Source organism: Ignavibacteriales bacterium (assembly GCA_026390595.1).
In the GTDB taxonomy this organism is placed as follows: domain Bacteria; phylum Bacteroidota; class Ignavibacteria; order UBA10030; family UBA10030; genus UBA9647.
Map to the genome: position 1 here is coordinate 166,181 of JAPLFQ010000020.1, position 20,898 is coordinate 187,078.

Sequence of the window (20,898 nt, forward strand, 5' to 3'; positions counted from 1 at the left end):
ACTTGACTTACGTTTCACCATCACAGGGTCAAGGTCACTCTCTCAAAACCTCAAGCTGCCACCGGCACCATCTGCGACATCTTGAGCCGCATTCCAGATGTTGAGTTTCAGCACTGTTCAACCAAGAGCGCCTTATGAAGATCAAACTCAACGACACGACGATCAACTACACAGAGCGGGGTTTGCCGCAGGGCATCCCTGTCGTTTTCATCCATGGATTTCCGTTCAACCACACGATGTGGGAACCGCAGATGAAGGCGCTACCGAATCACTTCCGGGCGATCACGTACGACATCCGCGGTCACGGAGAGAGCGACGTCGGCGACGGGCAATATACGATCGAATTCTTCGTCGACGACCTTCTTGCGCTCCTCGACCACCTCGTCATAAACCGGGCAGTCATCTGCGGACTCTCGATGGGCGGCTATATCGCGTTGCGTGCCTACGAACGGTTCCCTGAACGAATCAAAGCGCTCGTGTTATGCGATACAAAAAGTGAAGCTGACACGAACGAAGCGAAGCTGAAGCGATCGGCTCTCGTCAAAAACATCAAGGCCAACGGAACCGGGCCATTTGCAGATGAATTTGCAGTCTCGATTTTTGCCCCTCAGACCTTTCAGTCCCATCCTCATATCGTCGAATCCATCAAGAAGATGATTCGCGCCAACTCCCCACTGGGTATCGCCGGAGCTGCACTCGCCCTCGGCTGCCGGACAGACACCACGGCTGTTCTTCCGCGCATCAACGTACCGACGTTGGTTCTTGTAGGCGACCAGGACAAGCTTACACCGCCGGCAGTCGCCGAATCGATGCACAGGCAGATCACAAACTCTGAACTCCACGTAATTCCTTATGCCGCTCACATGAGTAATCTTGAAAACGCTCCCGCGTTCGACACGTATCTCATCGAATTCCTCAATCGCGTGAAGGCGTGATCAAAGCATGGAGCGCTCAACCGTCAGGCCTGTGAGCGAGCTTGCTGCACTGCAGCAGCAGATCATCGGATGCCATCTGTGCCCCCGCCTGGTGCGCTGGAGAGAGAAGGTTTCCCGCGAAAAGACGAGACGATTTGTTGATTGGGAATACTGGGGCAAACCAATTCCCAGTTTCGGCGACCCGAGAGCCCAGGTGCTCCTGATTGGACTTGCCCCTGCAGCCCATGGAGGAAACCGAACGGGCAGAATGTTCACCGGTGACAGAAGCGGTGACTGGCTTTTCCGTTCGCTCAGCAAAGCGGGTTTCGCGAACCAGCCCCTGTCTGAATCGCCTGAAGACGGACTGAAGCTTCGGAACTGCTACATCACAGCAGCCTGTCGGTGTGCGCCGCCGCAGAACAAACTGCTCCCCAAAGAAATCCGCAATTGCCGACCCTTTCTTCTGCAGGAGATGCACCTCCTGCGGAGAGTACGGATCATCGTCGGACTCGGCAAAGTCCGTTTCGATGCCGCGTTCTCTGCGCTTCGGGAACTCGGCTGGGCACACACCGGGAAGAAACCCGCATTTTCGCACGGAGCTGAATTCGCAGTCAATGACCGCTTGACACTGCTCGGCTCTTTCCATCCGAGCCAGCAGAACACGTTCACGGGCAGACTCACTGAGCCGATGCTCGATTCGATCTTCCAACGCGCACAAACGCTCCTGCATTCATCCTAAACCCATGTGATACTATGAAGCTGAAACCGGTTCCCCTGTTTCGAGATCACCGCCTGTTCATCCTGCTCGTTGTCGCATACATCATCATCGGGATGCTTCGGCTCAACGATCTTTCGCTGTACACAGACAGCACCCGCTACATCATCTGGGGGACTTCGTTCGCGCAAGGAAGTGGATTCGTCGATGACACGCAACCCGAACCGGAACGCTATGTCGTGAACGCCCCCTTCTTCTCTGTTCTGCTTTCACCGGTGCTTCTTGTTTTTCCGCATTCGCTTGTCGCCGGAAAAATATGGACCCTGCTGCTCGGCGCTCTCTTTCTTCTGGCGTTCTACGCGCTCCTGATGCGATGCTTCGGCAAGACAGTCGCTCTCCTGGGAATCGTACCGCTGGTTTTCAATCCTCTTTTGCTGCTCATGTCGACCGAAGTTCTTTCGGAGACCTCATTTCTCGGCGCTCTCACATTGTGTTTCCTGCTGCTCGAACGGCTTGAAACCAGTGACACAGCCTGGAGTCGTGATCTAATGGTTCTCCTTGTGATCACGTCGCTCCTCGTGCTTCTGAGAGAAGTAGCCGTCGCATTCGTCGGCGCCGTGGTTCTCTACTTTCTCGTGCGGAAGCAGTATAGGCGGGCGATTCTCGTCGCCCTTCTCGCTGTCGTCTGCGCCGGTGCGTGGATGTATCGAAACCTGGTCCTGGTGGGCGCGCCCATCGCCTCGCAGGCGACTAACGTCAACTTCGTGTTTGAGCATTTCCTCACTCCTCCGCAAGCATCGCTCGTTCAGGAATTCGGGCTTCGATTGACGACCAACCTGTCGGGGTACGCCATCCATCTCGCGGGCCTGATATTGTATCCTCTGCCGGACATGCTGATCGTCGAGCCGACCGGGATGTTCCTCGCGTACTACAAAGCGATGAATGTGATCAAGTATGTTATCCCGATCATCTTTCTCCCCCTCCTGTTCATTGGGATCTGGCGGGATATGAAGGACCGGAAAACAGGATTTGCGCGGTTCGCATTCGTCGCCGCGTATCTTCTGGTCATTCTTTTCTATCCGGTTCACGATGTGCGGTTCCTGCTTCCGCTGCTGCCAATCCAGATTTTCTACGTTCTGACGTCGCTCCGATGGATGCAGATCCGGTGGCTGGCAGACAATGGACGAGCCGTACGCGCAGGGACAGCGTTTCTCATCGCAGCCGTGGTTCTGCCCAATCTTCTTTGTCTGATCGAAATCGAGAGAACCAATATCCGGTACACAAGCAACTCTCTTGCTTTCTACGACCACCTGCAGCAGGCCAGGCTTGGGAAGAACATGTTCACCAAGCCATGGAAGATACTCGGCGATACAATCAGGATGCGCACGCCTGAAGAATCGACAATCGCCGGATCACTGAAGGAGGCCTGCATCTTCATCGGCGACCGGAAGCTCCTCGAGCTCAACAATGCTGTGCCTGTCACAACCTTCGAGCTCTACCTCCGGACATACGCTGCTGATTTCATCATCGCGACGAGTTCCTGGGACAATGTTCTCTCGTACGAGTTCCAAATGGGAGAGTCAAAACGCTTCTGGTTTGAACCGGTCAGCGCGGTAGCCGGCATGAGATTGTTCAGAGTCCGTTCCACGCAGCTCACGCCAAGAGAAGAGTGGCTGTACACCAAACGGATGGAGATCGACACGGCGAGCGCCAACGGGCTTTTGCGGCTCGGCCGCCGGGAGCTTCTGCGCGGAAGGCACGACGCCGCGATCGCGCTGCTTCAAAAGGCTCAAACGATGGCACCGGCCCAGGTTCTAATCCCGTATCAGCTTCTCGCGGCCTATGCGATGAGCGGCAAGCTGGAGGAGGCTTCCCGTCAGCTGCAAGTCTTGTATGGATATGCCCAATCGACCACATATCTGCCGGTCGCGTCGAAACTCCTCGATGTTGCATACTCTCAACAGCAGGCCGCTTCATCCGACAACGCGGTTGAACGCTCCACGATGATGGTCAACGGAGCTCGATTCTACTGGAGCCTGGGATACTATGGTCACGCATACGGCATGATACGAAATTGCCTGGCGAGCGACTCCACGTATTTCCTCGGACTCCTCTGGGGATGGGATTTTGCGATGCAGCGGGGCGATACGGCGCAAGCCCGCTTCTATCTTCGCCAGCTCAGGACCAATGACAGGACCAATGCAGTGGTGCAGCAATTCACGTTGATCGAACAGACAGAGGACACGCTTCGTCTTAGTTCAAATCCTCTGCGGCGAAGCGCCTTGTATTTGTCGATCGCCCGTTCGTATAAGATCGTTGATCTCCCGGATGAAGCCATCGACGACGCACAACGCGCACTGCGCGAAGATCCCCGGAACATGGAAGCCTGGCTCTTCCAGGCGCAGCTCTTTGAAGAGAAGAAGATGCCATTTGCTGCCCGCGCAGCATTCAAGGAGGTCTTGAGGTTGGATCCGGGGCATGCCACCGCGAAGGCGAAGCTCTCCCCCCAGAAACAATAGGAAACGAACTCAGACACGCCTTCCGCCAAAAAGACGGCGGACAGAGCCATCCCCTCTCCCGCGCACGCGATTAAATAAACAAAAGGGACTGCTCAAACTGTGAGAATCCTATCAAGAACGAAACGTCTCCTCTCGTGCGTGGGCATGCGTGACGTGAGAGGGGAGCAGTGGGGTGGGTGCTTTTGACGAGAGTAGAACCTATCTCGAAAACACCCGGACAAGAAGAGAATTTCAGGCAAAGGCGCAAAGCCACAAGATTTTGGTTGAAAATCTTGGCTTTGCCTTATTCGCGACTTTGCGTGAGAATTGTTGATGTCTTCTAGTAAAACGAACAAGTACACGATAGTGTTCCATACCAACGCACCACGAGATACCAACTGTGAAAAACGTCCTCGTCACCGGCGGCACCGGTTTTCTCGGCTCCAATCTTGCCGCGGCGCTTCTTGAAGGAGGCTGCAACGTCCGGATCCTGCGCCGCGCGGGATCAGACACCGCGGCATTGGGTCCGCTCCCCGTGGAGCATTGCATCGGCGACGTGCGGGATGTCGATTCGCTGCGGCGGGCCGCGAAAGGGTGCGACACCGTGTTCCACACCGCGGCCCTCATTTCCTACTGGAGAAAAGAACGCCTCCTGATGTATGAAGTCAATATCCAGGGGACACGCAATGTCGCCCAGGTGTGCATCGAGAATGGGATCCAGAGGCTGGTCCATACGAGTTCGACCGCAGCGGTCGGTTTCCCTGAGGACGGGGCACTTGCAGATGAAACCATATGCTTCAACTGGGAACCGTATGACGTCGGGTACAGGAATTCAAAACACCGGGCGGAGGGCGAAATCCAGCGGGCTGTCAGCCATGGACTCGACGCCGTCATTGTGAACCCGACAGTCATCATCGGTCCAGGAGACATGCATTTTCACGGCGGCCAGCTCCTTCGTGACGTCTGGAGGAAGAGAATCTTCTATTACGTTCAGGGCGGAATGAGCGTCGCGTATGTGAGCGATGTGGTTCGCGGCCATCTTCTGGCAGCACGCCAGGGCCGCGCCGGAGAGCGTTACATCCTGAGCGGAGAGAACCTCAGTCACCGCGAGATCATCTCAACGACCGCCGATGTCGTCGGTGGAATTCAGCCTCTGTTCAGGTTGCCGCAGTCTCTGGTTTCGCTGGTCACAGCGGCGTCTGAGTCTGTTGCCGGAGTTCTGAACCGTCGCCCCTGGGTATCGAGAGAGCTGCTGGCGGGAAGCAATCTCAATTATCATTTCAGTTGCAGGAAGGCTCAGAAAGAGCTTGGCTACACGTTCACGCCATTTCGCGAAGCCGTTGAGAGAACATTCGAGTGGTACATAGATCGAGGATTGCTCTAAGAGGGCAGGATGGTGACGCGGAGCCTTCCCCGACGCAGTTGAGCTTATGATCTTTCTCAATGGTCTATGGTGTACGACTGATTGACAATTGTCAATTGGCTGTTGACCATCTTGCCCCGTTCACGGGGTCACAATTCATACCGCCGCTCTCCGGACCACCCACAAATAGAAACTCCGTCTCCTCCTTTACAGGAGAAGACGGAGTTGATTTAACTTACAGTCTCTCTCTACGGGACAATCACAGCCGGGAATGATACGATGCGCGAATCGAGATTCGCTGATTGAATCTCTATTTGGATGATCATGGACTGACCAATCGTCGCACCTCCATTCGTCGAGAGATCGCCCACAAAGAAGGTGAAGTCAGTTATCCGCGCACCGGGGAATCTTGCGTACGAAGCATTCGGCATGACGAATCCCCGCGTGCTTGAGAGGTCACCTCCGACCTCGAATTTTATGCCTGGAACATCCGAGGTGAATAACACGGTGGCGGTGATAGTTGTGCCGTCAGGTAATGGATTCCCATTGGCGTCTTTGAAGGTCATAGAGATCGGAGCCGACACCAATCCACGCGGGACCTGTATGGTCGCAGCCGGCACGCCCGTGATGACGATCGGCGCCCTGTTCTGAACCACCAAGACGCTGTCGATGATCCACTTTCCTCCTCTTCCCTGGGTCTGTGCATACACCCAATGATAACCCGGGCGACCAGAACCGGAACTCAGATCACAGAACGGTGGAGCAGCCGGCTTCGGATTGACAGCATACAACCACGATGTCGAGATGCCGGTATTGTTGGTGTACGACGCCGATGGACCAGTCGTTCCTGTCTGCATCACGCCGGCCTGCGTATTGTAGTACACTGCCGTATTCACCTGGACTGGGTTGCTGAATGTGTCAGCAACGACCGTAGTGAATTGAACCTGGTTAAAGAACGGGAATTGTATCACCGGGTCAAATCCAGGGAAGACCCAGTGTCCAGGTGTAATCGTAAAGTGCGCCTGGTCCGCAAACCCCGCGTGGACGCTCACCCTGACGGGCTGCGATGCAACCTGACCTCCACCTGGGAGCTGAAGCTTCGCAACGACCTGCACGACACCCGCCTGCGTGCCGCTCACGATTGCCGTCCGGAGTTTTCCTGAATCGTCGGTGCTGTCCGCAGATGGGATGATCTGGGGAGGCAAACCTCCTCCCACATTGTTGTTCGGGTAAAACTGGAGACTAAACGTCGCAAACACGCGCCGCGTCCTGTCGATTGGAATACCAAGCGAATCGCGCACTTCATACGTTATGACAGAGTTCTCCGTGTTGCCGACACCGGCAACATAGATGTCAGTATTCGAGATACCGAGGAATGCAATCTGCGATGGCTGCCGGGCCGTTGGGGGTACAGTATTCGCCACCTGCGGCGGCTGGAGGTTGCCATAGAACTTCTTTACAAATGACCCCGCCTCACCATTCACAGTGACCGTGAACACCACCTCACCACTTATGCCGCCATTCGGGTTAAGGTCAGTCACACGGAATCGATAATGTGTGAAGTTTGCTTTGTCCTTCGTGTCAGGCGTGAACAGATTTACATCGCCGACGAGACCGATGCTCGCCGCTGCCTGGCCCGAAACATTGACCGTAATATTGTGTCCAGACGAAACAGGATTGCCATTGGCATCAGCCACGGTGAAATCGACATCATAGGATGAAGCATCAAAAATCTTGAGAGTATCATTCGGAACATTCTGCAGCGTGACGATCGGAGCGCCGGAGAAAAGGAACTGAATCGGGACACTGATTGCTGCACCGGCTTCCCCGACAGTCTGAAGTGTTATCGTGCCATATCCTGGTCCACCTGCAGTAGGATCGTTCGGGAATGGCTTGCCTCCCTGCAGCGTCACCGTGGCCAGTCCATTGGCATCCGTCTGCGCGAACGGCTGAATCAACCCGCCGTTCGAGCTGAACGAGACAGCTGTGCCGGCCTGGACGGGATTGCCAAACTTGTCGCCAACCTGAACGGACATTGTCCCGATTGGGCCGGTTTTTGCGATACCCGGCATATTGACGCGCGACAGAAACGCCGTGAGCTTCGTGGGATCCGGGAATCCGCCGGAAATCGTTATCCGACCCGAAGCGACAGTGATCGTTTGGCCGGATACAGTTGCCGTGGCGACGATTTGGACCACACCCGACCGGACGCCTGAATTGAATGTCGTGGTCACCTCACCGCTGCCATCGGTGTACCCGCTGATCGGTGAGAGAAACTCGCCACCTCCAAGTCCATTTGTCGGAGAGATTGAGAAGTTCACCAAGAGCCGACGTTTTGGATCAAGAAGATTCCCAACCGAGTCTCGCGCCACGAACGTGAGCGTCGTCGCTTCAATCGCCCCTGTTCCACGAACTGAGAGCTGATTTGTCACATTGCTCTTGAGCGTGAGGCTGGACGCGAAGCCAGACGAGTAAGAGCCAATCGATTGCGTCAACCTTACTATGTTCCGCTGACCGACCGCGATTCCCCCGTTACCCACGGTTTCCACCCAGATGCTGGCGGTGTCGTTTTTCGGTGCTGGATTTCCGCCCTGCCAGACGGTAGATGCCCAACCGTTTTCATTTGTCACGGCACGTGGGAAAATCAATCCTGCGCTGGTACCAAAATACAGAGCTGTACCAGGTTGGACAGGATTTCCATACCGATCGCCAACTTGAACTATGATTTGAGCGACATTAGCACCTGCTTTGGGCCAAGTCACAAGTGAGATCGTGTCCTGCGGCATCACCTGAACACTTCCTTCTGTCCCCGTCGCAATTGCCATCGTGAAGTGAGCTTGATCAGCAAGACCTTGGGAAATGGTGATCGTCACCGGTGACGATATCACTGTGTCTCCGCGGGTCGTGGCGACAATTTGAACTACTCCTGGCTTTATTCCAGCGTTCAACGTTGTTGAAACCTGGCCAGCTGCATCGGTTGAGTCTGCGACAGGTGACAAGTACTCGCCACCACCAGTCCCGCCGAGAGGCATTATCTTGAATTTAACATAGGCTCGCTTCGAGGCATCGATAGCATTTCCCACTGAATCTTTTGCCACAAACGTGATTCTCACTGCCTCGGTAGAGCCGGTTCCTTTGACTGATATCGGACCGAGCGTCCCAGGGAGTGATCCACCGACAAGCGTAAGACTCGCTGCATACCGCGCTTTGCCTCCACCGACAACCACAGGCGGCACGGTTGACGTATCTTGCAGGACGATCCCAGGGAATGTTGTGACGGCATTGCCGTTCGGGCTCGCCACTGTCACCTTGAATGTAACTGCACCGCTGGAACCCTTGAGCACCTTATCCTGAACCGTCGCTGTGAGAAGAGTCGATACGGGATCATCGAGATCCAGAAGCGTCTTCGCCACATCTCCGGACAGCGCTAAGTTGCCGGCACCTGGACCATCGACGGTAAGATTGACTGTCGTCCCTGCTACAAGTGGATTGCCGTTAACATCCTGTACCCGATATTGGAACGTCGCGACTCCGCTGTCGGGAATGGAAATGAGTGCCGACGGAGGCACGATGCGGCTCTGACCAGAGAAGAGGAATGGAATCTTCTTGCGTATCGCGATGCCCCCTTCGCCCACTGTCTGTACAGTAATAAAGCCGTGTCCCACTCCGCCGAGTGTCGGTTCATTCGGAGCCGGATTGCCGCCATACACGACGGCGGATGCCTGGCCCGCAGCGTCGGTGGTTGTGTTGGCCTGGATAAGGCCGCCTGAAATGCTGAAGGCGAGCGCCGTTCCTGGCTGCACCGCATTTCCGAATTTGTCACCAACCTGAACACCGACTGTTCCAAGCGCTCCGGCTTTGATGAGACCCGGCATATTGACGCTCGAGAGAGTAGCAGTGAACCGGTTCGAGTCAGGGAGTCCACCGGCGATCGTGACCCTGATCGGAGAGGTCGTGATTGTGCGTCCGGCGTACGTTGACCGAGCTATCACCTGAAGAACGCCAGCTCGTGAGCCAGCATTGAACGTCGTCGTCACCTGGCCGAAGGCGTCCGTCGAATCTGCCGCCGGGAACAGGAACTCTCCCCCTCCCACACCGCCGGTCGGCGACAGGGAGAAGGTTACGTATGCTCTCTTTCGAAGCTCGATGGGATTCCCCACCGAATCCTTGGCAGCGAACGTCAGTTTCGCGGTTTCATTGGCACCGGTGCCGCTGACTGAAAGTTGAGTGTTGTCGATCCCCGCGAGAGTCAGACTTGAGATGTACCCCGACTTCGACGGCGCGACAATCACACTGGTGTCACTGAGTACGAATCCAGGGAACGTGGCGGACACATTACCGTTTTGGCTGACGACAGAGATTTTGAACGTGACGGCTCCGCCTGGTCCGCGCAATTTCTTGTCACGCACGGTCGCTTTGAAAAGCGTGCTGTTGGGATCGTTGGTATCTTCCAGAGTCTTCGTGACATCACCCGAAAGCTCCAGATCACCTGAACCAGGACCGTCCACCGTCAGCGTAACGCTTGTGCTGCCGGCGAGAGGGAATCCGTTCGGATCCTGCACACGATACTCAAAGGATGCAACACCGCTGTCCGGAACCACGACTGTAGAAGAGGGAGTCAAAATCCTCGTCGCTCCGGAGAACAACACAACAGTACTTTTCTGGATGACCTTGCCGCTGTCACCAATGGTCTTTGCCGTTACGATTGCCACCGAATTCGATGGACGTGGATTGGCGGAAATCAGATCTACCTGAGCAATTCCATCGCGGTCGGTCACAGCGTTGGGCTGAATGACGCCGCCGGTCGTCGTGAAGGAGACCGCCGTCCCCTGCTGTACGGGGTTCCCTTCCTTGTCACCGACGATAACCTGTATCTGTGCCCGGAGATTATCGTATACGCCTCCGGCGATGTTGAGCGGCTTGCGACTGATAGAGAAATGGCTGTCGTCGGGAAGGCCACCGGAGATGGTTATTTTTATCGGACTGGATTTGATGGTCAGTGGAGGCGTGCCCGGAACGGTTGCCGTCGCAAGAAGTTGCAGGACGCCTGCTTTCGTGCCGCTGGAGATACGCGTCGTCACTCGACCGGTCAATGGATCGGTTTCGGAAGTCACGGGGAACACATATTCCCCGCCGCCGGGGCCGCCAAGAATAGAGAAGTTCACGGTGAGTTTGTTAACACCCGCGATCGGGATACCCAGAGAATCTCTCACTTCGAACTGAAGGACAGCCGTCTCGTTGGAACCGGTACCGCGAATGGAGATATTGTCGGAACTTGATGCGACGAGGACTATGTTCGCCGCCTTGCCCGTCGACACCGCCCCCGAGGGGCTCGAGCTGTCGGCTTTGAGCCGCAACACGATCGTCGTGTCCACCCCGGGGTTCAGCGTTACAACAGAGGTGTCATTACCGTAACCGGAGCGGGAACCGATGATCCGGGTTTTCGTCTGCGAGAGAAGTTGGTACACCAATCGGAATGTTCCGTCCGATCTTGATGTATCCCGGGCCAGGCCGCCAACGTCGTACACGATTGCATTGGTGACCGGCGTAAGGTTGTCACTTCTCATTACCAAACCGCGGACCGACGTCGGGATGGATGTGACCTGTGTATCAGGCCCTGTCGGGTTTTGACATGACACCAGAAGCGTCAACACCGCGATAATCCCCCACAACAAGATCGTACGGACGTTCATGACGAACTCCCCAAGTACTTTAGTGTGCCGTTCAGAATCGTTGGTCATTGCTTTTTCGTTTTCTTGTCAACATCCTGCTGAATTTCTTTGAGCTTGTCCTGAATGATGTTCCGTTCCTTCGCAAGCTCCTTCACGCGGTCTTCAATAGTCGGGACGAGCTCTGCCTTCAGGAGAATGATGAGCTCTTTCCGTACCGTCTCCACTTTGTCATATCCGAAGATGTACCGGAGCCCGAACACCCACCATGGCAAATCTTTCAGCAACGGAATTCCTTCGCGCGTGACATTGTCCTCGTTTGAATACAATCCTCCCACGTACGTCTCTTCGCCGTTCAGAATTGTCGCGCGCCCATCGGACTGGCTCTTGTTGATCAGGGTGCTGACGGTGCCTGGAGTCACGGTGCTGCGTTCTGCGTGGTATGAGAGGTCGATGAAATCGGTAGAGCCGTATCGGTAAACCTTCGGACTCACATCAAGGATTGTTCCCGTGCTGTAGAACTTGTCAATGATATTTCCGGAGAAGTCCCGCTCTTTGATAGAGAAATCAGTACCAACCTGGAGCCTCCCTTTGGATCCGGACCGGACGGTGGTCTGAGGCCGGGAAAGCACCTCGCCAACCTGTTCACTCTCAAAAATCTTGAGCGCAGCATCGATATTGACTGCGAGCTTGGGATTTGTCGGCGAGACAGTGACTCCGAACACATTGCTGGTGACCCGATCGGCCCCATTGAACTGCACACCGAGGTTCAGGTCACGGCCTCTGAAGATATTGAAGCTCATGCCGCTCTCGCGCAATTTCGCCTTGTTGATTTCGAGGAAGATCGCAGAGATCGTCACCTCGCGGGTTTTTGAGATGATTGCCGACGAATCCGTTGGCGCTGAGACTCCGGATGGCGTACCCCCGGCCGAGGCAGCGAGCATACCAACGGTCGCAACCTGTATATAGTCCTCGAGCTCCTGATACCAGAGGTTGTTTGTCCGCAGGATGAGCTCCATGGCATCCTTCCAGTACATTGACTGGATCTCCACGTTGATCGGTGTCGTAAGCGGCGCTGGATCAACGATAGGTTTCTTCAGGAACTTCTTGCTGAGTGTGCTCAGGGATTCCATGGCGTTTTTGTACGGGACATCACTCTTGAAGGACACCAGCTCTTCCTGAGTATAGGTTTCCTTCCCCTGAGCCGCGCGTTTCATCCTTTGTTCCTCCCGGCTCTGAGCGAGAAGAGCGTTGGCAAGAAGGAGCAGGCAGCAGGTGATGAAGATACTTGTTCGTTTTTTCATGACTCCCTCATTTACGTTTCTTTTTATCGAAAACCATTGCCTTCGCTATCTTCCTCGTAATACCCCCCTCGTTGACCGTGAACTCGATTTTGCTGTCCGCCGGACTGATGCGGCTCACAAAGCCTCTCCACACCTTATCCCCAAGATGCAGGACCATCAACTCGCCTTTGTACATCACGAACGCCTTGCCCGGAAGAACCGCCCGAACATCCATTTGCCTTGTGTCCAATTCGCCTTCCGGCGCATCACCGGAAAGAGCCGAAAGGATGATGGGGTCGAACGGATCGAAGGGGGACTGGGTAAACGTAAGCGACTTCGCCGCGAGAGACGTGTTCAGCTCCTGAATCTTCGTAAAATATGCATGCAGCTCCATCGAGAACCCGACATATTTGCGTGTCTCCTTCGACTCCACGTTGACGAATTCTTTGCCTTCGAGATTGATCCACGCGATTTTGTAGAGCCTGCTGCCGTTTTCGAGGTAATACACGAACTTGTAGAGGTTTTCGAATGCCGCTTCACAGTCTGTCAACTGGTAGACATTGTACCCGTACGGGCCGAGATCCTTTGTCTGGTCAAAGGTCACTTGACCCAACCGAACGAATTCATTGTCGTTCGTGATCCCGGCTTCGTCAATCCCCTTGCTCATATACGCGTACGTCTGGGACGTGATGTCGAACGCCGGAATCTCTTTGCTGCGCGAATCGTAGCGACGCTTCGTGTCGGCGAGTTTGTCCGTGAGTTCGTTCACCTCGGCGACGGTCTGCGGCACATCGACCAGTTCTTTTTCGATCTTCTGGATTTCGGCAAGCGTCGTCTTCAATTGCTTCGGCTGCAAGTACAGCCAATAGAATAGTCCGCCGCCGGTGATGACCAAGAAGACAACAGCAAGAACGATGGTATTACGTATCTTAAAGGACATAGTGTCTTACCGTGGTTTAGTTGGGGCGCCATCACCCTTGTCGACCTGTTCAACAATCAGATCGAATTCGTACACGATCTTGTCCCGGATAGCAGTTGTTCTGACTTGTTTCAATGTCGCGCGTTCGAACAGACTGGCCAGACGCGAGATCCGTGTGCGGTAGATGGAACGGCCGCTGATCCTGAGGATTGTGGGGTTCTGATCGTCTTTCACAATCTTGTAGAGCCAGAGGGAATTCAAATCCTCGACACTGTTGGCAAGATAATGAAGGACCCGACTCCACCGGTCACTGCCGGGCGCGATCGAATCATAGACAGAAGCGGCGTTCGCGTACCGGGCGATGTCGGTCTGCAGTTTTGAGCGCGTAACTCGCAGATCTTCCAGGTCCTTCAGCTCACCCCGCTTTCGAACGAGCTGATCCTTCTGGCGCTTGATTTCCGTACTACGGCTTTCGATGGACGTCAACAGGAATACGATTGAGCCGATGATCATCAGCGCGAGGACCCATCCATGCCATGCAAGTTTGAACGCCTTCTGCCCTTCGGTGATCATCACCGGGCAGAGGTTCATATCGTAGAACCCGTGCCTCTTGGGTTCGAGCGCCCTCCACGCCGTCGCCAGCGGAATGGCGTACTCCGAGATCGCTTCTCCGACGAGCCCTTCGTAGACGCTCATGTCAAGCTCGGGGGTCTGGAGGTACTCCACGGTCGCGCTCGTGAATTGCGGAGCGAGCGACTCGCGCAGACTCACCTTGTGGCATTCTCCGCACAGGATGATCCGGTCGATGCGCGTCAGGGCGATGTTGTCTTGCTCGAGCAAGATGCGGCTGTAGATCGTGTTCTCGATATTGGACGAGCCGTACCCTTCGCTGATGATCGGAGCAAAGTGAAGATAGTTCTTCCCCTGCATAAAGATGAGGCGGCTGAAGTCATTGCCGACGTACACCAGCACTGTGACCTCGTCCTCCTGCAGGTCAAAGGAACTTCTGACCAGTCCGATGAGCGCGGTATCCGCGCTGTCGATCACATCGATCTTCGGTACCCGGTTGCCGATAAACGGCTTGATCTCCCGCAAGAGGTCATAGATGTGCATCCCGTCTTCACGCACGATGCTGAGAAGTCCGCCCTGGGCGGTCGGGATGAAATCAAGCGCATCGAGCGCAGGTGCAGCGGAACGCATTGCCGAGAGCTCCTGGGCAACATGCTTTTTCAGCTTTGTCCCTTTGAGACCGGAATCGCTCTCGAATTCTTGATAGGTAACGGCTGGCTCGCTGAGCGCGTAGGAGAGTGTGTATTTCGTTGACGGGAGATCTGTCAGGATGCTCAGCAGAACGGCAGCATTGTTCTGCCCTTCCCGTTCGGACATTTCAGTCGGCATCGCCTGCTCACCAAACGACTCGGCACCCATCTCCGCAGTTTCCGCTCCCGCCTCTGTCGAAGATCCGGGCTTCTCCTCAAACTTCTGAACCAGCGCAACCGTCTTGTAGTCCCGCAGCGTCACCTTCCCCTTCTTCATCGACAACTGGACAAATTTCAGCTCCAGACCGTCGACGAACAACGCAACCGCAGTTTTGCCTTGACCAGGCTGGTATGGCATTTCGAGCTTTGTCCCTAGTTGTGAGAGTGAGTGAACCGTGGTGGTGCTTGGTGAAACTACAAACGTTGCTCTACCCCTCCGACGGATTGACCTGGAGAAGCTGCTGAATCCGCCGCTTGTTGTTCGCGTAGTTAAGCGCGTTTTCCAGTGAAATCTTTTTCTGCAGATACAATCGCTTCAGGTCCTGCTCCATCGTGGTCATCCCCTGCTCGACTCCTTCGGAAATCATCTGATAGATTTCCCCGGTGTTGTTGTTCTTGATCGCAGCTTTCACAGAAGGGACGCCAAGCAGCACTTCCTTTGCCATCACTCGTTTGCCATCAAGACTCGGAACGAGCTTCTGCGACATGACACATCGAAGTGTGTCGGCAAGCCTGTTCCGCACACGCTCTTGTTCAACCGGCGGAGTTTCACCGATGATTCTGTCAATACTTTCGACCGAGGAAGCGGTATGCAGTGTGGAGAAAACCTTGTGACCGGAGTCGGTGATTTCAAGCGCTGTCAGAATTGTTTCCGGATCCCGCAACTCGCCGATCATGATGATATCAGGATCCTGGCGCAACGCCTGTACCGCTCCGTCCTTGAACGACAAAACATCACGCCCTACTTCCCTGTGACGGATAATGCAGCGGTCTGATTTGTGCACAAATTCGATCGGTGAAGCGATGATGACGATGTGCGCATCGACCGCACGGTTGTTCGCATCAATAATCGCATCGAGCGTGGAGCTTTTGCCGGACCCTGTGATGCCGGTGACAAGGCACAGACCTTCCTTCGTTCCGGCGAGGCTTAACATTCTCGTTACATTCGGGTGTAACTCGAGGTTCTTGTAAGGGCGAACTGTGTTGTTGATCGCGCGCATATTGAGCGCAAGCTGGTCGAGGTCGAAATACGCGTCAGCACGAAATCGGCGGAATTCGCCATTCTCGAGGTACAGCATGTATGAAAAATCCAGATTGCGGTTTTCATACAAGAACGCCCGCTGCCGTTCACCCAGCACACTTTGAATAAGATAGTTCGTTTCGTCGGTGGCATACTGGCCCAGAGTTTTGTCAGGCTTCTTGGAACCGTAGACGCGAAACCAGACCTGGCCGCCCGAACCATAGCCCCCCTGATCAATATCAGAGGCGCCGATGCTCAGCATCCGCAGCAGGAAGTAGTTTATCAGGGCCCGGAGCTTCTGCTTGTCCCCATCATCCATTCTCCCGAGAACATCGCCAATCATCATTTGGCGTTCGAGGCCGGTAACGGTCGAAGGAAGTTGTGATGCCAATTCCTTCAGTAACCTTCTCGCATCGGCCACAAATGGTGGCTCTGGCGCCATAGCGACAGATTGAGGATCAGTCGCCGGAGGTTTTGCAGCACCAGGGTTTTGGACAGGAGTGGTCATTCAGTGTGCTCGACTATTGAGTTTTTGGTCGCGCGAACGCCATGGAGTCGAGAGGGAAAACAGGCACCCCCCCTATGGTGTGATAATAAGAAACTCCACACGAAAATGCAACTCCCTTAAAGAAAATAATCTGAAGTCTTCCCCATTTCGTTCCCCCATAGCGACTTCACCCGTTTTGAGGCGAGGTCGTGTTTTTTGCCAGAATTCTCATATTTGCACAGGCCGCGAATCATCCTCCTTGTTTCGGAAGGTGAAACCGAGGTGTTATCCCTCTAAGAATCCGACTTCTCAGCGGCTAGTTATTTAAGTCCTTGCAGGCTAAAGTGTTGTGACGCAGGACAAATACCGGATCGACGAGGTTGGGGTGCTGAGAGCGCTGGCGGGGCAAGAAGTAAATGCGCAGAAGAGAAGAAAGAAAAGGCACCCACGGAGTGAGTGCCTCAGAAAGAGACAGCAGCGCAATAGATCTTAGTCTTGGACTAGTCGTCCTCGGTTGTGTTGGCAATAACCTCTTCCAGCGAGGTGCTCCCTTCCAACATTCGTTCCATTCCAGATCGCCGCAGAGTCCACATACCATCCTTTGAGGCCTGGTCACGGATCCTGTTTTCATCGACCTTGTCACCTGCACCGAGGATAATTGATTTGATTTCTTTCGTGAAGAACAGCGCCTCGTGGATGGCAGCGCGGCCTTTATAACCGCCGCCACATTTGTCGCACCCGACGGCCTTGTAGACCGTATGCGCACGAAGATCCTCCTCCGTGAACCCGAATTTTATCAGATCGCCGAACTCATCCGCTTCGACGGGCGTTTTGCAGATCTTACAGAGGGTTCTGATCAAACGTTGCGCGACGATAATGTTAATTGCATAGGCAATCAGGAACGGCTCAATACCCATCTTATACAAACGCGCAACTGCGCTGGGGGCATCGTTCGTGTGAAGAGTCGAAAAAACAAGGTGACCAGTGTTTGCCAGTTTAATGGCGGTCTCGGCAGTGATCTTATCGCGCATTTCGCCAACGAGCACGATATCGGGGTCGTGACGCAGAATTCCTCTGATGGATTGCTCAAACCCCATCTTCGGACCGATTTTCAATTGACGTGCACCCTTGATGATATACTCCACCGGCTCTTCGATCGTCAACACGTTGACGGTGGGATCAATCACCTGGTACAGAGCAGCAATCAGCGTGGTGGATTTTCCGGATCCTGTGGGACCGGTCAGAATGATAATCCCCTGCGGTTTCGCGATCGCCTTATAGAAGAAGGCTCTCGCAGGACCTTGGAGACCGAGTTTTTCAAGATCGGTGATAACCTTGCGATCATCGAGCACGCGGATAACAACGCTCTCGAATTTGTTCTTGAATTCCGTCGTCACGATAGGCATGATCGACACACGGAACCTGAGTTGGTGACCGTCAACGGTTCGCTGGATGAATCCGTCCTGTGACGCTTCACGCTCGAATCGATCGACGTTTTTCGTCCGATCCTTGACAACAGCCAGAACCGCTTCAGGCATCGTGTTTTCCTGGCAGTGCCAAACCTGCAGGTTGCCATCCACACGGAACATGAAGTTCGTCTTGTTCCCTTCTGCAGCGACAATATGAACGTCGCTCACGTCCCTCCGGACGGCCTCCACGAGACATCCCTCGAACAGGTTGACAAGTGCGCTCTTGTTGATCTCGGCTTCGAGTACGTCTTCGTCAACCTCAGAATCGCCGCCCGTCCCATCGTCTCCGATATTGACGTCTCCGTCCTGCTGCAAAAGCTTCAGGAACTCATTCTGCGCCGGCACGATCTTGTCCATCAGCATCTGCAGATCTTTCATCCGCACGTAGCAGATTTCATATTTCTTCACATTGAAGCTTCGCGCAACGACAGGCAGGTTGCGATCGGTGGGATCGGCAGCGATGATCACGAGCTTGTCAGTCTGGCGCTCGTCATACTTGAACGGGAGCATCTTGGCCTGCACCATCATCTCACGCTGCTGATCGGGAAGACCTTCGACCAGTTTCTTGATGAATGCAGTGCGGGCGTCGTCGACTTTCTCATCGGCCACGTAGATTTCGCGAAACGCGTAAAGGTTGGCAACTTCACGGAACACCGCGTCGTGATCGGCCCCAAACTCTGTGACGAGGATCTGTCCGAGGTTTTTCCGGTTCTTCTTGTTCTCCTCGGAATCCTTCATCTTCAGAGACTTCTCAAGAGTCTCAAAATCGATGATCCCCTTCTTGAGAAGCGTATAACCGATTTTATCAGTTATATCTATTTCTGGCATAGATGAACTCCTTCTAGCTCCTGAACCTCAACCGCATCGATTTCGACGACCATTTTCTATCGAAGCAATGATCCCGCGAAAAGACCTCCCACGAATCGCTCACACCCTTCTGATGATACGTTGCATACATCCTTCTCTGCGTCTGTTCGCGTCCTTGTCTCAGAGATTCACTTGCAACTGCACCTTTAGCCCAGCCCCAGATAGTACATCACATACCGGATGAGTTGGCCGGGGGCTTTCGGGCGGATCGTCGCCGTTTCGGACGAAACAAGCGTCAGCGCCGTCAGCACAAGCATGATGATCATGGAAACGGCGAGCTGAATCGCTTCGATGGCGTTCGCAAGCTTGTAGGTCGTTTCCTTCTCGTAGTACTCCGCAAGCTGGATAGCCGTGTTCTTCACCGTCCCGGTCTCGGCGCCGGAATTGAAACGGGAAATCGCCGTTTGCGTGAACACCCCTGTCGCCTGGAACGCTTCGGTCAATCCCTTTCCCTTCTCGAGCATCATAGGGATGGCAATCGTCTTGATCTGATGTTCCATGTACTTGTTGCCGCACGCCTCTGCCGCCATGCGGATAACGTCGATGTTTTCACCTGATCCGCTATAGAGCGCATAGAACACGCGACAGTAGATCTCGATGGCGGTCTTGTGCAGCAATGGACCGACGATCGGGACCTTTATGATTGTCTTGTCCAACAGAAAGCGCCCGCGCTCTGTCGTGATGAACCTGCCAAACAACACCACAGGCACGATGATCACCAACGCCACCGGTATCGCGTTCGCCGTCAGCCATCGGCTGAACCCCAGCGTCGCCTTCGTCATCGGCGGGAGCTCGATTTTGAACTTCTCGAACATCTCTGCCGTTGCGGGGAAAATATAGCCCACGTAGAAGAGACAGGCGAGGAACAGGATGAACAGAGTGACGAGAGGCATGATCAGCGCGCTTTTGAGATTGCGCTTGAACTGAGCGTTGCGCTCGAGGAACTTCGCAGTGCTCTCGTAGATCTCCGTCATGTTACCGCTCTTCGAGGCAAGGCCCAGCATGTTGGCGGTGAACTTGCCGAACACCGGAGCTTGCTTCATGAACACCTTTTCGCTGTCCTTCCCCTGCTTCAGCTCGCTGTTGATTTCCTTGACCGCGTCCTTCAGAGCAGGGTTGTCGATGTCGTTCATGAGCAGGATCAGGATCTCATTGAACGGCAGCTTCTGTTTCATCAGGTCGGCACTCATGCGAACGAAAGTGATGATTTCGACTGCCGGCGCCGCGCGGGCCTTTCCTCCGAACAGCTTTTTCCGAACGTAGATGACACGGTAGCCCATCTTCTCAAGGGCTTGCTTGACTTCGTCCTTGGAATACGCTTTCTGTTCACCGTCGAGCGGTTTTTCCGTCCCCTTCTGGACTTTGTACATCCACACGACACGTTCAAGAACCCCCGTCAGCTTGAACTTCTTCTCGGTCGACATCTGAGAAGCTTTTTGCTTGGCATCCTTGAGACTGTCCGCGTTGATCAAACCGGAAACCGGCTTGCCAGCGACGGTCAGACCCTCAATTTTGTACTCAGCCATGGAATCCCCTTGGAAGATTTTCGCGTTGCAGCGAGGAACGGAAGAATTCTGTACAGATTATACGATATTTACGAGACTCTGTCAAGCAATGGGAAATCGTCCGGCGCATGCACCGATGGAGGGCGACCGAGGACGGGGCACAAAAAAAAGGCATCCCGCCTGAGCGGGATGCCTTTCTGCTAACAATACATCTGAAACGGAGCTGGCTTACTGGAAGTCACCAGCATAAACCCAGGTGCCGAGCTTTCCATCGCTGTCAACTGTGACCTTGATGGTGTTCGAGGCATTCTGAGCTGACACCGCCGTGAACACGATCGTGTTCGTGGTCGGCGCTGCCGTATAGATTCCGTTCTCATTCGTCTTCATCTTGGTCGGAATGGCAAACGTGGTATAGTCACCCTGTCCACCGCCCATTGAACTCGGACGAATCCTGAACTGGTACGCCTGTGCTGACAGGTTGTTCAGGTCATTGATCATGGCATCACGGTTTGACTGAACGCTTTGAGCGCTGAAGAGGCTCAAGCCGACTGCAATGGCGATACCGACGATGATAACGCCGAGGATGATGAGCAGAAGTTGCTGTTGTCCCATAGTGTAACCTCCTTGATTGAGTTATTGGATTCTGTAGCCTACAATGTCGCCGTTGGTTGAGTTGTGCTTCGATTCACTCAACATACGTGCCCGGCGCA

The 20,898-nt window shown here is 54.5% G+C and carries 12 protein-coding genes; 4 read left to right on the forward strand and 8 right to left on the reverse strand.

Annotated features, from left to right (window positions below; translation table 11 throughout):
• Nucleotides 1–134 precede the first annotated feature (134 nt).
• The 4 genes from NTU47_08860 to NTU47_08875 all read left to right on the forward strand — a co-directional run bounded on the left by NTU47_08860 (nucleotide 135) and on the right by NTU47_08875 (nucleotide 5,511).
• A complete protein-coding gene (locus tag NTU47_08860) occupies nucleotides 135–935 on the forward strand; it encodes an alpha/beta fold hydrolase (protein ID MCX6133909.1) in 801 nt (266 codons plus the stop codon).
• Nucleotides 936–942: 7 nt separating this feature from the next.
• Nucleotides 943–1,653: a uracil-DNA glycosylase gene (locus tag NTU47_08865; GenBank protein ID MCX6133910.1), complete on the forward strand. Its 711-nt coding sequence runs from the start codon at nucleotides 943–945 to the stop codon at nucleotides 1,651–1,653.
• A 14-nt stretch (nucleotides 1,654–1,667) separates the two neighbouring features.
• Nucleotides 1,668–4,148: a glycosyltransferase family 39 protein gene (locus NTU47_08870; protein MCX6133911.1), complete on the forward strand. Its 2,481-nt coding sequence runs from the start codon at nucleotides 1,668–1,670 to the stop codon at nucleotides 4,146–4,148.
• 379 nt (nucleotides 4,149–4,527) lie between these two features.
• Nucleotides 4,528–5,511, forward strand: coding sequence for an SDR family oxidoreductase (locus NTU47_08875; GenBank protein MCX6133912.1), 984 nt, complete (start codon nucleotides 4,528–4,530; stop codon nucleotides 5,509–5,511).
• A 227-nt stretch (nucleotides 5,512–5,738) separates the two neighbouring features.
• On the opposite strand, the gene NTU47_08880 is transcribed toward NTU47_08875, so the two are convergent.
• The 8 genes from NTU47_08880 to NTU47_08915 form a co-directional block, all read right to left on the reverse strand.
• Nucleotides 5,739–11,183 carry an Ig-like domain-containing protein gene (locus tag NTU47_08880; GenBank protein MCX6133913.1) on the reverse strand — a complete coding sequence of 1,815 codons (5,445 nt, stop codon included), beginning with the start codon at nucleotides 11,181–11,183 and terminating at the stop codon, nucleotides 5,739–5,741.
• 44 nt (nucleotides 11,184–11,227) lie between these two features.
• Entirely contained in the window at nucleotides 11,228–12,463 is a 1,236-nt protein-coding gene (locus NTU47_08885; GenBank protein MCX6133914.1) for a hypothetical protein, read from the reverse strand.
• 7 nt (nucleotides 12,464–12,470) lie between these two features.
• Nucleotides 12,471–13,382 (reverse strand): hypothetical protein, encoded by a 912-nt coding sequence (locus NTU47_08890; protein MCX6133915.1) that lies wholly within the window; start codon nucleotides 13,380–13,382, stop codon nucleotides 12,471–12,473.
• Between the two features lie 6 nt (nucleotides 13,383–13,388).
• On the reverse strand, nucleotides 13,389–14,978 hold the full coding sequence (locus tag NTU47_08895) for a hypothetical protein (GenBank protein ID MCX6133916.1): 1,590 nt from the start codon (nucleotides 14,976–14,978) through the stop codon (nucleotides 13,389–13,391).
• Between the two features lie 70 nt (nucleotides 14,979–15,048).
• Entirely contained in the window at nucleotides 15,049–16,368 is a 1,320-nt protein-coding gene (locus NTU47_08900; protein ID MCX6133917.1) for a PilT/PilU family type 4a pilus ATPase, read from the reverse strand.
• A gap of 479 nt (nucleotides 16,369–16,847) precedes the next feature.
• Nucleotides 16,848–18,644 carry an ATPase, T2SS/T4P/T4SS family gene (locus NTU47_08905; protein MCX6133918.1) on the reverse strand — a complete coding sequence of 599 codons (1,797 nt, stop codon included), beginning with the start codon at nucleotides 18,642–18,644 and terminating at the stop codon, nucleotides 16,848–16,850.
• Nucleotides 18,645–18,829: 185 nt separating this feature from the next.
• On the reverse strand, nucleotides 18,830–20,209 hold the full coding sequence (locus tag NTU47_08910) for a type II secretion system F family protein (GenBank protein MCX6133919.1): 1,380 nt from the start codon (nucleotides 20,207–20,209) through the stop codon (nucleotides 18,830–18,832).
• Between the two features lie 207 nt (nucleotides 20,210–20,416).
• Nucleotides 20,417–20,800 (reverse strand): hypothetical protein, encoded by a 384-nt coding sequence (locus tag NTU47_08915; GenBank protein ID MCX6133920.1) that lies wholly within the window; start codon nucleotides 20,798–20,800, stop codon nucleotides 20,417–20,419.
• Between the last annotated feature and the right edge of the window lie 98 nt (nucleotides 20,801–20,898).